General features: G+C 56.5%; 10 protein-coding genes. 8 read left to right on the top strand and 2 right to left on the bottom strand.

Annotated elements, in window-relative coordinates; genetic code table 11:
* Positions 1 to 34 precede the first annotated feature (34 nt).
* From LOC70_RS17695 to LOC70_RS17670, 6 genes are all read left to right on the top strand, one after another.
* Positions 35 to 817, top strand: coding sequence for a class I SAM-dependent methyltransferase (locus LOC70_RS17695; RefSeq protein WP_230255316.1), 783 nt, complete (start codon positions 35 to 37; stop codon positions 815 to 817).
* Positions 818 to 1,130: 313 nt separating this feature from the next.
* A complete protein-coding gene (locus LOC70_RS17690; protein WP_230255315.1) occupies positions 1,131 to 2,579 on the top strand; it encodes a UTP--glucose-1-phosphate uridylyltransferase in 1,449 nt (482 codons plus the stop codon).
* Between the two features lie 273 nt (positions 2,580 to 2,852).
* Positions 2,853 to 4,571 (top strand): HlyD family efflux transporter periplasmic adaptor subunit, encoded by a 1,719-nt coding sequence (locus LOC70_RS17685; RefSeq protein ID WP_230255314.1) that lies wholly within the window; start codon positions 2,853 to 2,855, stop codon positions 4,569 to 4,571.
* Complete coding sequence (locus LOC70_RS17680) at positions 4,568 to 5,431, top strand: ABC transporter ATP-binding protein (protein ID WP_230255313.1); 864 nt, start codon at positions 4,568 to 4,570, stop codon at positions 5,429 to 5,431. Before LOC70_RS17685 ends, LOC70_RS17680 begins: the two co-directional genes overlap by 4 nt.
* Positions 5,428 to 6,759 (top strand): ABC transporter permease, encoded by a 1,332-nt coding sequence (locus LOC70_RS17675; RefSeq protein WP_230255312.1) that lies wholly within the window; start codon positions 5,428 to 5,430, stop codon positions 6,757 to 6,759. The genes LOC70_RS17680 and LOC70_RS17675 overlap by 4 nt, the downstream gene beginning before the upstream one ends.
* A gap of 151 nt (positions 6,760 to 6,910) precedes the next feature.
* Positions 6,911 to 8,380 (top strand): Gfo/Idh/MocA family protein, encoded by a 1,470-nt coding sequence (locus LOC70_RS17670; RefSeq protein WP_230255311.1) that lies wholly within the window; start codon positions 6,911 to 6,913, stop codon positions 8,378 to 8,380.
* Between the two features lie 100 nt (positions 8,381 to 8,480).
* Here LOC70_RS17670 and LOC70_RS17665 read toward each other — a convergent pair whose 3' ends face one another.
* A complete protein-coding gene (locus LOC70_RS17665) occupies positions 8,481 to 9,749 on the bottom strand; it encodes a HEAT repeat domain-containing protein (RefSeq protein WP_230255310.1) in 1,269 nt (422 codons plus the stop codon).
* 232 nt (positions 9,750 to 9,981) lie between these two features.
* On the opposite strand from LOC70_RS17665, the gene LOC70_RS17660 reads away from it, so the two are divergent.
* Entirely contained in the window at positions 9,982 to 10,926 is a 945-nt protein-coding gene (locus LOC70_RS17660) for a phosphoadenylyl-sulfate reductase (RefSeq protein WP_230255309.1), read from the top strand.
* Between the two features lie 36 nt (positions 10,927 to 10,962).
* Positions 10,963 to 11,388, top strand: a complete 426-nt coding sequence (locus tag LOC70_RS17655; RefSeq protein WP_230255308.1) for an Rrf2 family transcriptional regulator — start codon at positions 10,963 to 10,965, stop codon at positions 11,386 to 11,388.
* A 136-nt stretch (positions 11,389 to 11,524) separates the two neighbouring features.
* On the opposite strand, the gene LOC70_RS17650 is transcribed toward LOC70_RS17655, so the two are convergent.
* The gene (locus LOC70_RS17650; protein ID WP_230255307.1) at positions 11,525 to 13,579 is read right to left on the bottom strand and encodes a flagellin; all 2,055 of its coding nucleotides are present in this window, start codon (positions 13,577 to 13,579) and stop codon (positions 11,525 to 11,527) included.
* Positions 13,580 to 13,584 lie beyond the last annotated feature (5 nt).

The raw sequence follows: 13,584 nt of genomic DNA, 5'->3' as shown, positions 1-13,584 counted from the left end.
TTTATCCCACATTCTTTAGCCCATCTGTATCAGCGTGAATCCAGTCACCGAAGACGAACCGCGTGATTTCTTCTTTGAAGCCTACGACCGCGAAAATATCGCCTATGGAATGCAGCCTTCGCTGGAATTGGCGGCCTACCTTCGCCAGGTGGTGGCTCCCACATCCGACGAAGTCCAATCGACCGAAGATGGTTGCGGTCACGCGCTGGACCTGGGTGCGGGAGCGGGTCGCGACACGCTGGCACTGGCCGCCGCCGGTTTCAACGTGACCTCCGTTGATGTCAGCGAACGGGGACTGGACCGGATTCGCGAACGGGCGGTCAAGGCCGAATTGTCCGATCGCGTTCAAACACTCGTCTGTGACGTTCGGGAATTGGACATTGCTGCGGGAAGATACTCCGCCATCATCGGCACCACGGTTTTGGATCACATTCCCGCCGCTGACGCACCGAGGGTGTGGCAGAACATGTGCGATGGATTGACCTCTCACGGCGTGCTGTACGTTCAGGTGCACACAACCGAAGACCCCGGCAGTGATCAAGCACCGGGCAAGGATAGCAACCAACCAGTCAGTGAAACGGCTGACGCGGTGATCAATTATTTTCGTCCCAATCAATTGATCGAATGGGCGGTCGCACCGTCGTCTGGTTTGCGAGTCCTTCGATACGAAGAACGGTTGGAATGGGACACCACGCACGGCGCACCCCACCAGCACGGCAAGGCGGTTCTGCTCGCCGTTCGCCAGGGTTTTCATCCGGATTGGTTCGGGCAACCTTCCGCCTTCCCCAGACCGAACGTTCCGCAGAATCACGAATGACGTGTCAGAGGAAAGGTTAGCGAAGTTTTCGCGAAAGTCGCTTTGGGGTGGCGAGCGTCCCGCCGGAACGGAATATGCTGTCTAGGAAGCAGATAAGAGCCTGCCGAACGATTCGTGAATTGTTTGGCCAGCAACGATTCATTCGTCTGTCCAATCACACCAATTTGTTTGGCCAACCACGAGCTGGCCGATTTCAAAAGCTCGCGTGATTCGTTCAACCTGGCGAAGCGAAACGTGTCTGTTGTTTCGTTCGCCGATCAGTGTTGCAGGCTCACAACTCACTTTTCTCCATTCACGACACCACCGACTGCCCATGTCTGTCCAATCGTCCGCCGAAGCCAACGCCACACTCACGCTCGACGAACTACAAGCCCGCTTGGAACCTCACGACCAACAGCATCTGCTTCGCTTTTGGGACTCACTCGACGATGCCGGTCAAACGCAACTCAGCCGCCAAATTTCGCAAGTGGATTTTGGCCAGTTGAAGACTTTGATCGAAGGCAAAGACAAGGCGATTGATTTTGGTGAACTCGCCTCTCGCGCGACCATGCCTCAAGCGGTTGCCAGCGACGGAAGCGGATGCGACTGGACATTGGAGCAAGCTCGCGAGCGCGGCGAGCAAGCCCTCCGCGACGGCGAGATCGCGACCGTGTTGGTCGCGGGCGGCCAAGGAACGCGCTTGGGTTTTGATCAACCCAAAGGCATGTTCCCGGTTGGCCCCGTCAGCGGTCGCACCCTGTTTCAATTCTTTGCCGATCGATTGATCGCGGCCAGCGAGACTTATGGTGTCGACGTTCCGCTGTATCTGATGACCAGTGCCGCGACAGACGCTGAAACGCGACAGTACTTCGAAGAGAACAACTATCTCGGATTGAAGCCCGAGCAAGTCATCATCTTTGAACAAGGCACCATGCCGGCGGTCGATGCCTCCACTGGGAAAATCTTGATGTCCGAAAAAGATTCGTTGGCACTCAGCCCCGATGGCCACGGCGGAACGCTGCGAGCCCTGGACCGCAACGGTTGTCTGGAGCAAATGAAGCGAGAAGGGCACAAGCATCTGTTCTACTTCCAGGTCGACAATCCACTGGTCGAATTGTGTGATCCTGTTTTCATCGGACATCACTTATTGGCCCAAAGCGAGATGACCACGCAAGTCATCCGCAAACGTTATCCAACCGAAAAAGTTGGCAACGTGGTCGAGGTCGATGGCAAGACTCAGATCATTGAGTACAGCGACCTGCCAGACTCCGCCGCGGAGATGACCAATGAAGACGGCAGTTTGCGACTGTGGGCCGGAAACATTGCGGTCCATCTGTTCGATCTAAAATTCTTCGATCGCATGCTGCAGTCGGATGCTTCCTTTCCGTTTCACCGTGCCAACAAAAAGGTGCCTCATTTGGACGAATCGGGCCAAGCGGTTACTCCAGACAGCCCCAACGCGACCAAGTTCGAACAATTCATTTTCGACCTGCTGCCCGAGGCCAACAACACGATCGTTTGCGAAGTGGATCCGGCCGAGGCCTTTGCACCCGTTAAGAATGCCAACGGTGCCGCAACGGATACTCCAGAATTGGCTCAAAAAGCGATCTGCGATCTCCACCGCCGCTGGTTACGCACGTGTGACGTGACCGTGGACGATTCCGTCAAGGTGGAAATCAACCCTCGGTTTGCGATGGACCAGACCGAATTGCAGCGGAAATCTGCGGAGGTCAGGTCCGAAATCGATGGTTCAATGATCTCTGACGACCGGTATTTTTGCTAAAAACGGTTGGGAGATCGCTCGGGTCGAGTAGGATAATGGGCCGTTCGGTGAATTCGCCGTGTTCACCACCCCGCAAAACGATCGCGAAACTTTCGTGATTTGTTGGGGTTCAAACAACAGCTCTCCGTTCCCCACCTACGGCCCCCGCCAAGAACCATGCGATCCAACCTCATTTGCTCGCAGCGGCAAAACGCCGTTGCAGAGCGTTTTCGCATTGGCAACGTTCGCCATATGCATCTTCCGCACTCCGCACAGTCTCGTTCTGCCGGGCTCGTGAACCGGTCTGACTCAGCGGCTCGCGAGGCTGCATCGCGGCGCGGCGGCGTCCTGCTCGGGTTGTTGATCGTGCTGGCCGTGGTCGGCATCGGCGGCTACTTCGCGTACCAGCGATACTACGCAAAGTCCTCCACAGTCAGCCTGGACGATTTGATTGTCACGACGGTCGAGCGTGGGCCGTTTGATCACACCGTGATCGAACAGGGGGAAATTGAGAGCAGCAGCAATACTGAGATTATCTGCCAAATCAAATCACGCGGCAGCACGGGCACTTCCATCTTGTGGGTGATCGACGAGGGAACGCGAGTCCGCAAAGGCGACAAGTTGGTGGAATTGGACTCGTCGAACCTGGAATTGGAACTAAAAGAGGACCGCATCAAAGTCATCACGGCCGAAGCCAATGTGGCCACCGCGTCGGCTCTGGTCGAGCAAGCCAAGATCGCTCGTGAGGAATATCTCGAAGGCGTATACAAGACGGACGAGAAGACCATCCAAAGCGAGATCGCTGTCGCCGAGCAAGAACTTCGCAAAGCCCAGTTGGCGATCGGGAGTACGGAACGTTTGGTCGCCAAGGGATTGGTGAAGTCGCTGCAATTGGAAGCGGACAAGTTTGCTCTCGCCAATGCACGCAACCAATTGGAATCGGCACAAGCCCGATTGAAGGTGCTGCAAAACCTAACGCGTCGAAAGATGCTGGTGCAGTTCGACAGCGACATTGACGCGGCCGAAGCGACGTTGTCGGCAGCCCGATCCGAATTGCTCGAAGCCCAACAAGAATTGGCGGAAGTCGAACAACAAATCGAAATGTGTGTCATGTATGCACCGACCGATGGGGTTGTGGTGCATGCGAATAAATACAGCTCGCGGGGCGGCAACGCGGAATTCGTGGTGGAGGCTGGGGCACAGGTTCGTGAACGCCAAGCCATCATCGAACTTCCCGATCCAACGATGATGCAGGTTCGCTGCAAAGTCAACGAATCTCGCATCACACTGTTGAGGAAAGGAATGCCGGCCAAGATCCGGTTGGATGCTCTTCCCGACGTCACGCTGAAGGGTCGCGTCACCAAGGTCAACCGCTATGCGGAACCCGGCAGCTGGTTCAGTTCCTCCGTCAAGGAATATGCCGTCACGATTGAAATCATCGATCCACCGGAGATCATTCGCACGGGGATGACAGCTGCGGTGGAGGTGTTCATCCAACAGTTGCCAGACGCGACGCAAGTGCCAATCCAAGCCTTGTATGAACACGGCGGAAAGATGTACTCGCTGGTCAAAAAAGGCCCAACCGAGTTTGAAACCCGCGAGGTCAAAATCGGTGCCACCAACGACACCATGGTCAACATTGTCTCGGGACTCGAACTCGGCGAGACGGCCATTCTGAACTTGCGTGAACATCTGAACTTGATGGACCTTCCGGAGATTGAAGCGGAAGACAACAGCGAGATGCGTGATCTTCGCGAAACGGTGGGTGCTGACGCGGCCGGCGGGCCACCATCCGCTGGAGCACGCGGCGAGGGAAAACCGGGCGAAGGTCGCAAACCCAACGGTCCACCCGGTGCGGGACGCCCCGGTGCAAATCGTCCTGGTGGCCAAGACGGTGCCAACGCGAATGAAGCCGCCACGGACTCGGCCGATGAAACCTCCGTAACGGCGGAAGCTTCGGACACAGACAAAGAGGTCACGTCTGCCGAAACCGCCGAAGTCAACGCGTCATGAGTTCTCCTAACGCGTACGAATCCCAACCCGTTTCCAGCTCTTCCCACGGTTCCGCATTGGCTTCCGCAGCGACTCCGTCCGTTACCGCCGGTGGCAACCGCCTGGCGACCAGCATTCGTGATCTCAAGAAAGAGTACGTGCTGAAGAGCGAAACGGTCCGAGCCCTTCGTGGTGTCTCGTTTGATGTGCCCGAAGGCGACTACGTTGCCATCATGGGCCCGTCGGGAAGCGGCAAGAGCACGCTCCTGAATCTGCTCGGCTGCCTCGACCAACCCACCGCGGGGAAGTTGCTGCTGGGCGATGACGACATCAGCACAATGACCGACGATCAGTTGGCCGACATCCGCAGCCGTCGCATCGGATTCGTGTTTCAGTCCTACAATCTGATCCAACAATTGACGGTCGTGGAGAACATTCAAGTCCCGTTGTATTACCAGGGCAAACTCGGCCCCGAACAACACGAGCGAGTCGTCAAATTGGCCGCGAAAGTGGGTTTGGGCGACCGGTTGGATCACCGTCCCAGCCAGCTATCCGGTGGACAACAACAACGCGTCGCGATTGCACGTTCTTTGGTCAACGATCCTTACTTCATCTTGGCTGACGAACCAACGGGTAACTTGGATTCGGTTACGACCGAAGAAATCCTCACGCTGTTTGATTCGCTCAACAGCGAAGGCCGGACCATCATTTTGGTGACACACGAAGACGATGTCGCCGATCGAGCCAAACGTGTGGTTCGCCTGAAGGACGGCATGTTGCACAGCGATGTCACAGTGCCGGAAGACAAACGCAACGTAGCTCGCGAACGGCAACGAGCTGCCGCGAAGGCAATCCTCGCCAAACAAGGGCTCGAATCATGATTTGGTGGCGGACCTTCACGCTCGGCGTCAAAAGCTTGACCCTACACCCGCTCCGAACCGGCCTGACCATGTTGGGAATCTTGATCGGTGTTTGGGCAGTGATTGTGCTGACAGCCATCAGCCAAGGTGCCAGCGATCAGGTTCAAAAACAGATTGAATCACTTGGCGCCACGACGATCATCGCTCGCACGGTCAAACCACCAGAAGAAAAGCTCGCCGATCGCTCCGCCTCCAAGTACGGCTTGCTACGATCGGAACTGGACCAAATCCTGGCCACGCTTCCCACGATCCAAAAGGCGGTTCCCATTCGGGAAATTCGTCGCCAATTCACTTACCGTGACAAGTTGGTCGATGGCCGTTTGGTCGGTAGCACTCCCGGCTACGCCGTTGTCAACCAACTGAAAATTCGCGACCGCGGCGGACGATTTCTCACGGATGCGGACGGGCTGAACAGCGAAAATGTTTGCGTGATCGCGGATGGGGTTGCCGAGAAACTGTTCCCCTATGAAGAACCACTTGGCAAACGGATTTACATCCCTGAACACACTGATTTCTACCGCGTGGTGGGGGTTCTTGAGTCTCGTAATCCTTCGGCCGCAATTGGTGGTTCCTTGGACTCACAGGACTTTTCCAAGGACGTTTACATCCCGATCCAGACGATGCAAAAACGCATCGGAGACACCATCGTTACCCGCCGTAGCGGCCAGTTTCAAATCGAGATGATGGAACTGAATCAAATCACGCTGCAAGTCGAACGAGTCTCTCAAGTTCGCACCACAGCCGCGGTGATCCAGAACATACTCGCACCCAAGCATTCCGAGATTGGCGATATCGCCGTTGTCGTTCCGCTGGAATTGCTCGAGCAAGCACGCAACCTGCGTTTGATGTTCCTGGGGATCGGGGTTTTGATCGCCTGCATTTCGCTCATGGTGGGCGGCATCGGCATCATGAACATCATGCTGGCCAGCGTTACCGAACGCACCCGCGAAATCGGTGTTCGGCGTGCGTTGGGTGCCAAACGTTCCGACATCGTACGTCAATTCTTGGTCGAAACGATCGTGCTCAGCTTCGCAGGTGCGTTTCTTGGAATTTTATTGGGCTTCGCTGGCCCACCAATGTACCGGTTGTTCATTGGATTGGTTGCCAGTGGTTTTCCGGAACAGTTCGAAGCCCTGCCCAGCGCCATTCGCGATTCGCAACCGACGATCGTCTACGAAACCATTCCTCTGGCGGTATTGATCGCAGTCATGGTTGGTCTGATCAGCGGGCTTTATCCCGCGATCCGAGCGGCAAAAATGAATCCGATCGACGCGCTGCGTCACGAATAAGATCCTTTGGCGAGGCCACTCCCTATCGCGGCGTGGCCAACCGCTAAACGGCCGCAAGGATGCTTTGCCTTTCGTAATCCGCATCCGTTATTCTGGGACGCGAGTTTCCAAAATCCCGAATCCCCATTTTCATCAACCTAGGATCCACAACATGCGTGAAGTCGTGACCTCCACTTTGGGTAGGCGTCATTTCTTGGCCGGTGTCGCCGCTGGCGTCGGTACCGTTGCACTTTCAAGTCCCCTGCGAGCCGCAGCGAATGAAGAGGTTCGGATTGCAGTTCTGGGCGCGGGCGGTCGTGGCGGCGAACTTGCTCGCACGGTTCACAAGAGTGTTCCAGGTGCAAAAATGGTCGCCGTCGCGGACCCGGACGAGAAACGTGCCAAGTCTTTGGCGGACAAGGTCGGAGCCAAGGCCTACACAGATCTTCGCACCGTGTTGGATCTGGACGACGTCGATGCGGTCGTCATCACGACCTGCAACCACTGGCACTGCTTGGCCGCGATTTGGGCGATTGATGCCGGCAAAGACGTTTACGTTGAGAAACCACTTTCGCATTCGCAGTGGGAAGGACGCCAAGTCGTCGAAGCCGCGAAAAAGTCGGGCAAGATCGTCCAGTTGGGAACCCAGCAACGCAGCGATCCCATCCAAATGCAAGCCCGTGAATTTCTGCACGATGACAAAGCGTTGGGCGCCATCCAATACGTGCAGGCAAACCGCCTGGGCGTTCGCGGGCCGATTGGCAAACGCGATACACCGCTGACCCCACCGGCGGAAGTCGACTACGACCTGTGGCTCGGACCGGCTCAGGACCAGCCGATCATGCGGAACAACTTCCACTACGATTGGCACTGGGATTGGAACACTGGCAGCGGCGAGATGGGCAACTGGGGTGTTCACATCCTGGATGACATTCGAAACGTTGCCTATCAAGACAAAGTTTCCACCCCATCGCGAATGATCGCCGCTGGCGGCCGAATGGGATGGAACGACGCGGGACAAACTCCCAACGTGCACTTCGCATTGTTCGAAACAGAAATGTTCCCGACGGTGATCGCACTGAGCAATATGTCGATCAAACCAGACGCCAGGGGTGGTTGGAAAGTTCCTGGCGGCAAACCGATGACCGGGCCAGGCAGCGGCTACGTGGTTGTTTGTGAAGGTGGTTACTACCTAGGTCAACGCGGTAGCGGCAAAGCCGTCGATCGCGATGGCAAGACGATTCGCGAATTCAAAGCGAATGTGAGCACCGTGCCGGCTCACCTCAGCAACTTTGTTGAAGCAGTCAAAAGCCGCCAATCAAGTTCGTTGGCGGCCCCTATCGAAAACGGCCACCATAGCACCGGATGGTGTAATTTGGCCAACGTCGCGATGCGTTGTGCAAGCTCCTACAACGACGATCAAGTCCGCTCGGCTTCGGATTTGGAAGCGTGGTCCGCTGTGTTGGACGACATGCATTCGTCGTTGAAGAATTACGGTGCGGACGTTTCCGAGCTGAAGTCCGGACCGATGCTGACACACGATCCCGAAACCGAACGCTTTGTCGGCGAGAACGCCGATGCGGCCAATCCGTTCCTGCGCCGCGAATACCGCACGGGCTACGAAATCAAGCCGGTTGCTTGATCAACAGTTGAGATGAGACTGCCTTTAAAAACGCGTTGAGGATTCTCCCTCAACGCGTTTTTTGTTTGTCACAAGCTTTTCAAAGTTTGCCACGAAAGCATCAAGAATCGCGACGCAGGTCCGATCGTGGTGGTGACCTGAGTTCTGCAAAGTATTGCTTCCACGCTGACTTGTCGTATCCGAAGTCGACATCGGGTGCGATCGCACGAAGCAACTGCAAGACCTCCGGATGTCGATGGGGTTTGTTCACGACGACCTGTTTGCTTCCTTGCGAGAAGCCTCCGCTGCCGGTGTTGTCAAATCCGGCTTGGGTGCCACCGCCCACTTGCTGTGCTTTCTTCTCGATCGTGACCAACGCATCAATGTAGGCGAAGGCGGCTTCTGGGTTTGGAAAGTACGACAACGCACGAGCGGCGGCTTTGACCTGTTTCGGACTGTTGCTCTTGAGCCAAGGCATGTAGGTCGCGATGGCCGATCCGGTTTCGTTCGTCTGCAGCCATTTCAATGCCTCTTCGCGAACAACATCGTCCGGCTCCAGCAAGCCTGTTTTCACGATGGCCTCGACCGCGGGGCCCGTTCGGAACTCCATCAGTTTTTTCAGCCACACCATTCGCACGGGACGCCAAGCGGTCCCTTTGGATTGCGAATCCACCAACTCCTTCGCCATCGCTTGCGATGCGAGCGGATCGCTGATCGCAATCAGTTCTTCCATCGCTTCGTTGTCGCCGCGAAGAATCTTGGCGAGCAATTGCTTGATGGTTTTGATCCACCGTTTGGCCGTCTTGTCATTCTCGTCGGAGGACGACCGCCATGTGATCACTTCGGGCAACACCCAATGACCTTTGCGGTCTTTCACGAGTCCTTGCGAGCGCCGCCATTCCTCGTACAAGATCCACTTGCCATCCCGTTCCACATAACGCAGGGCCGCACGAGCGTTGGCATGATCCGGTATCAGATCGATGGTGCGAAGCAGGTGATACTGGCGCTGCTGCAGCAAGCCATTTTCTTTGCACCAAGAGGCCAGCTCGTAGTGAGCTTGACCGTCCAACCCCGCCCTCACAACGCGTTGGCGGTATTCCTGCAGTTTCTCATCGGACACCACCAAACGCGAATTGGCTTTTGGTAACGCGACCGACAATTCGGAATCCACCTGCACCAGGATGTAGGGGTTCTTCGCCGAATCGACCTCGCGAACTTTCCCGGTCATTTGACCGCCGCTGTTCAGCGTCACCGTGTCTGCGGCCACGGACCCAAGACTCATCGCGGCCACCGCAGCCGTCCAGCAACACCATTTGCTCATGCTGCTCGCAGCGAGACTGACCAGACGAGCAAAATCGTCATTGAACGGCGAAAAGTTCGATTGGGTCACGGGAGCCTCCGTCACGGATAAGAAAAGAGATTCCCGCGTACGGGCGTCGCGAGAACCATTGGGGACGGCTTTTTTGAATTATACGTCAAACTCAGCCGGAACCATTCCAATCGCCTCAAGCTGAGTGCAATGGCGGCCGATGGGGATACTTGACCATCCTGATCATGTTTGTAAGGTTTCGTACTTCCAACGTCACACAGACCGTGATTTTTGGTCTGGAGATGAGTCGACAATGTCTATCCGAATGAACGAGCCCGCCGTGACAAACCCGAGTTCTGTCACTCCTCAATCGTCTTCCGCCTCGAGTACGCAGGACGGTTCCGCAGCCGATGCGCAACCCAGCAACGTCGCGAAACCGTCGCTCCGTGTGCTGAGCCCTGCGGAAATTGCCCACAACGAGGCCGCCAAGGGAACGGACGTCGATTCTCAGGGCATCCCCAACGTACGGGGGGCATTGGCAGCCGATCCACCACTGCATCCCACGGAGGAGTTTCTGGCTGAGCTGAAACGCGAAAGTGATGCGTTGGAGTCGGCAACACCACAGGAAATCTTGAAGTGGGCAGCGGATCGTTTTGCTCCCAAATTCACGATGGCAACGGCCTTCGGTCCGGAAGGCATGACCATCCTGCACATGTTGTCGACCATTGCCCCCGAAACTCCCGTGTTCAATCTCGAGACGGGCTATCAATTCAAAGAAACTCTAGAACTTCGCGAACGCGTGAAAGAACGGTACGGCATCGAAGTTCAATACAAGTATCCCGACACCACCGTCGAAGAATTCGAAGCCGAGCACGGCGGACCGCTGTACAAGACGGATCCCAACCGCTGCTGCTTTGAACGAAAACTTCGCGTCCTCCATCGTGCCGCCAGCGGTTGGCATGCGTGGGCCAGCGCCATTCGTCGCGATCAAAGCGAAGACCGTGCGAAAGCCCCGATCGTTGGTTGGGACAAGAAGTTTCAACTCGTGAAGATCAGCCCGTTGGCCAATTGGACCAAGAAAGACGTTTGGTCTTTGATCTTCAAAGAAAACATTCCTTACAACCCCTTGCACGACCAAGGGTATCCGAGCATTGGATGCCAAGCTTGCACACGTCCCGTCCAACTGGGCGAAGACGAACGCGCAGGTCGCTGGAGTGGATTCCAAAAGACCGAATGTGGTTTGCACACTTCGGATTGATCGCGGTCGATTCCACCAAGCTCAAAGAGACATAGCATGGTCATCAATGCAGCGGTTCATTACGCCTGTTTGGCAATGATGGACTTGGCGATGCACAGCAAAGAAGGGCAACCGGTTCGTTCGGCTGAGATCACTGGCCGCCACGACATTCCCGGTCCCTACTTGGTACAAATTCTTCGCACCTTGAAGTCCACCGGCTGGGTCAAAGCTGTTCGCGGCGCCCAAGGTGGGTATGTGCTTTCGGTTGACCCGGACTCGATTACGCTGCTCGACATCGTGGAAGCCATCGGTTGCACCGAGTCCACGGACCGAGCGGATCAACCCGCCTCGGAAGCCCAACAGGCGCTCCAGCGTCGATGGAACGAAGCAGCGGAAGAATCGCGAGCCAGATTGGCTCGTGTCCGCTTGGGCGACGTGGTGCGCGAGTGCCAAGACGTGACCGAACCGATGTTCTACATCTGATCCATCGATCACGGCAAAAGCTGACGCCGCAATGGCCACGGCCTTTCGAGACGACCGAAAAAAACGCCATCACACCACCGATGAAGGCGACGTGATGGCGTTTTTGAAAGGATTGCCTGGACCAGAGAGAGCTCGATTATCCGAGCAAGGACAGAACGTTTTGCGGGTTCTGGTTCGCCAGCGACAGCACGTTGGTTCCCGACTGCACCAAGATCTGTGCTCGCGTCAGATTCGCGGATTCTTGCGCGAAGTCGGCGTCGCGAATCGAGCTTTCAGCTTCTTCCAAGTTCGCCAGTGTCTCGTTGAGACTGACCAAGTTGCTCTCCAAGCTGGTGGCTTGGAACGCACCCAATCGCCCGCGGAGGCTGGTGACTTTGTCGATGACTTCATCGATCACGGACGCTGCACCGTTGACGTCGTTGACCAAGCTCTTCGCCTGGCCACTGCCCAACTCATACAGTCGCCCGGTGGCTCCGCCAAGCTGCCCCGTGCTCAAGCTTCCAATGCCCAAACGAGCTTGCTGGTTGCTGGTCACGTCGGGTCCCAACTGGAACAAAGCTCCACCACCTGTGATCGAGAACGAGAAGTTGGTCGAACTTCCGTTGTCGACAGTGACCTCAAGGTCCAACGACGATGTGTTGATCGAAAGCGTGTTGGCACGACCATTGGCTTCCACACCGTTGACGGTTGCGGAAATGTCCAAGCCCGTGGCACGCGAAACGGCCAAAGAGGTTTCGAACGTTCCCGAACCGCCTTCGTTGATCACGTCGATGTTGATGAGTGCTTCGGTTCCATAGGCCACCGAAGTGAATTGCAAAGCCCCCGTGTCGGTGTCTGCGGTGATTCCGGTGCTGTCACTGACCAAGTTGATAGCGGCGGCGATTTGGTCCTGTCCCGTTCCACCAGCGAAGTTGAAGGTTTCCGCTCCATCGGCTCCATTTAACTGAAACACCAAGTCGTCCAGCAACACTTCTCCGCCGGAGTTGCCGGTGGTCAGCGGACTTGCCGGAGCCACGAAGGGATTGGCCCCCGCGTTGTTGGTCGTGGTGAACAAGTTGTTGCCGTCGTCATCCTGAACCGCATCGATCGCAGTTGAGATGGCGGCGAAATCTCGGTTGGTCGGCGTGGCGGCTTGCGAGTTGTAGGTCACCGTCAGGATTTTCTGTTCGTCGTCGTACGCCGCGGTCGCTGCGGCATCCGCAGTCCCATCGTTCAGGTCGACGAATTCGATCTGCACATTGTTGAACTCTGATCCAGACTCGATTGCATCGATCTGGAATGCGACGTCGGTGGTGACTCCGGTCGGTGCGGCTGGCGTCCCCGCCACGGCCGTCCCGGAAGCGGCAAACCCATCCAACGCGTCAATCAAGCCTTGAATGGCAACGGCACTGGCGTCGGCGTCGGCTTCCCCTGGGTTGGCCGAATCACCGGTGAAGTTTCCGGTCACGGTCAAGACCCCCGTGTTTTCATCGTAAGCGACGGCGCCGGTGTTGGAATTGTTGATATCGTCAACGAATGCGATGCTTGCGAAACCGTCCGGTCCCGACACATCAATGGTCTCGCCATTGATGTCCACGGAGGTTGCGGTGCCGAAGCTGGTAGTCGCTTGGGCGGCCGCACTGAATCCACCGGTGGTGATCGAAGCCTGCGTCGCGGCCGACTGGACGACCACTTCCACATCGATTTGACCGGTGATGCCCAAATTGGCTTGGTCAATGTTGATGTCACGAATCGACTGAACGCCGCCGGCGGTGGACACGAAATCCAACGAACCGTCGAGCAACTTGCGGCCTTGGAAGGTGGTCGTCTGAGCAATTCGGTTGATCGCTTCCAATGACGAATCAATCTGCAACTGGTTTGCAGCGATCTCTTCTTTGGACAACGCCCCGTTGTTCGCGGCTTCCACCACCAAACCGCGAACATCGTTGAGCAGGTTGCTGACCTGACCCAAGGCACTGTCGGCGGTGCTGATGATTTGGCTCGCACGACGTGTGTTGCTGATGGCTCGACCGAGGCTGGTCACCTCGCTTCGCAATGCCTCACTGGCGATCAAACCTGCCGGGTCATCGGCCCCACTGTTGATCCGCAAACCCGTGCTCAATCGAGTCAATGCCGTTTGCAAGTCACTGTTGCTCGCCTGCAATCGGTTCTGGGCAACGAGCGACGATACATTGGTATTGATTCTTGTCATGGGTG

It is taken from the genome of Rhodopirellula halodulae (genome assembly GCF_020966775.1).
Lineage (GTDB): Bacteria > Planctomycetota > Planctomycetia > Pirellulales > Pirellulaceae > Rhodopirellula > Rhodopirellula halodulae.
Note: the sequence above shows the minus strand (reverse complement) of the source record. Positions and strands in the feature narration are given on the sequence as shown.

Excerpts from the sequence above, each read along its gene's own strand:
- LOC70_RS17690 (WP_230255315.1), top strand. The coding sequence starts at position 1,131 with ATGTCTGTCCAATCGTCCGCCGAAGCCAACGCCACACTCACGCTCGAC.
- LOC70_RS17680 (WP_230255313.1), top strand. The coding sequence starts at position 4,568 with ATGAGTTCTCCTAACGCGTACGAATCCCAACCCGTTTCCAGCTCTTCC.
- LOC70_RS17675 (WP_230255312.1), top strand. The coding sequence starts at position 5,428 with ATGATTTGGTGGCGGACCTTCACGCTCGGCGTCAAAAGCTTGACCCTA.
- LOC70_RS17670 (WP_230255311.1), top strand. The coding sequence starts at position 6,911 with ATGCGTGAAGTCGTGACCTCCACTTTGGGTAGGCGTCATTTCTTGGCC.
- LOC70_RS17660 (WP_230255309.1), top strand. The coding sequence starts at position 9,982 with ATGTCTATCCGAATGAACGAGCCCGCCGTGACAAACCCGAGTTCTGTC.
- LOC70_RS17655 (WP_230255308.1), top strand. The coding sequence starts at position 10,963 with ATGGTCATCAATGCAGCGGTTCATTACGCCTGTTTGGCAATGATGGAC.
- LOC70_RS17650 (WP_230255307.1), bottom strand. The coding sequence starts at position 13,579 with ATGACAAGAATCAATACCAATGTATCGTCGCTCGTTGCCCAGAACCGA.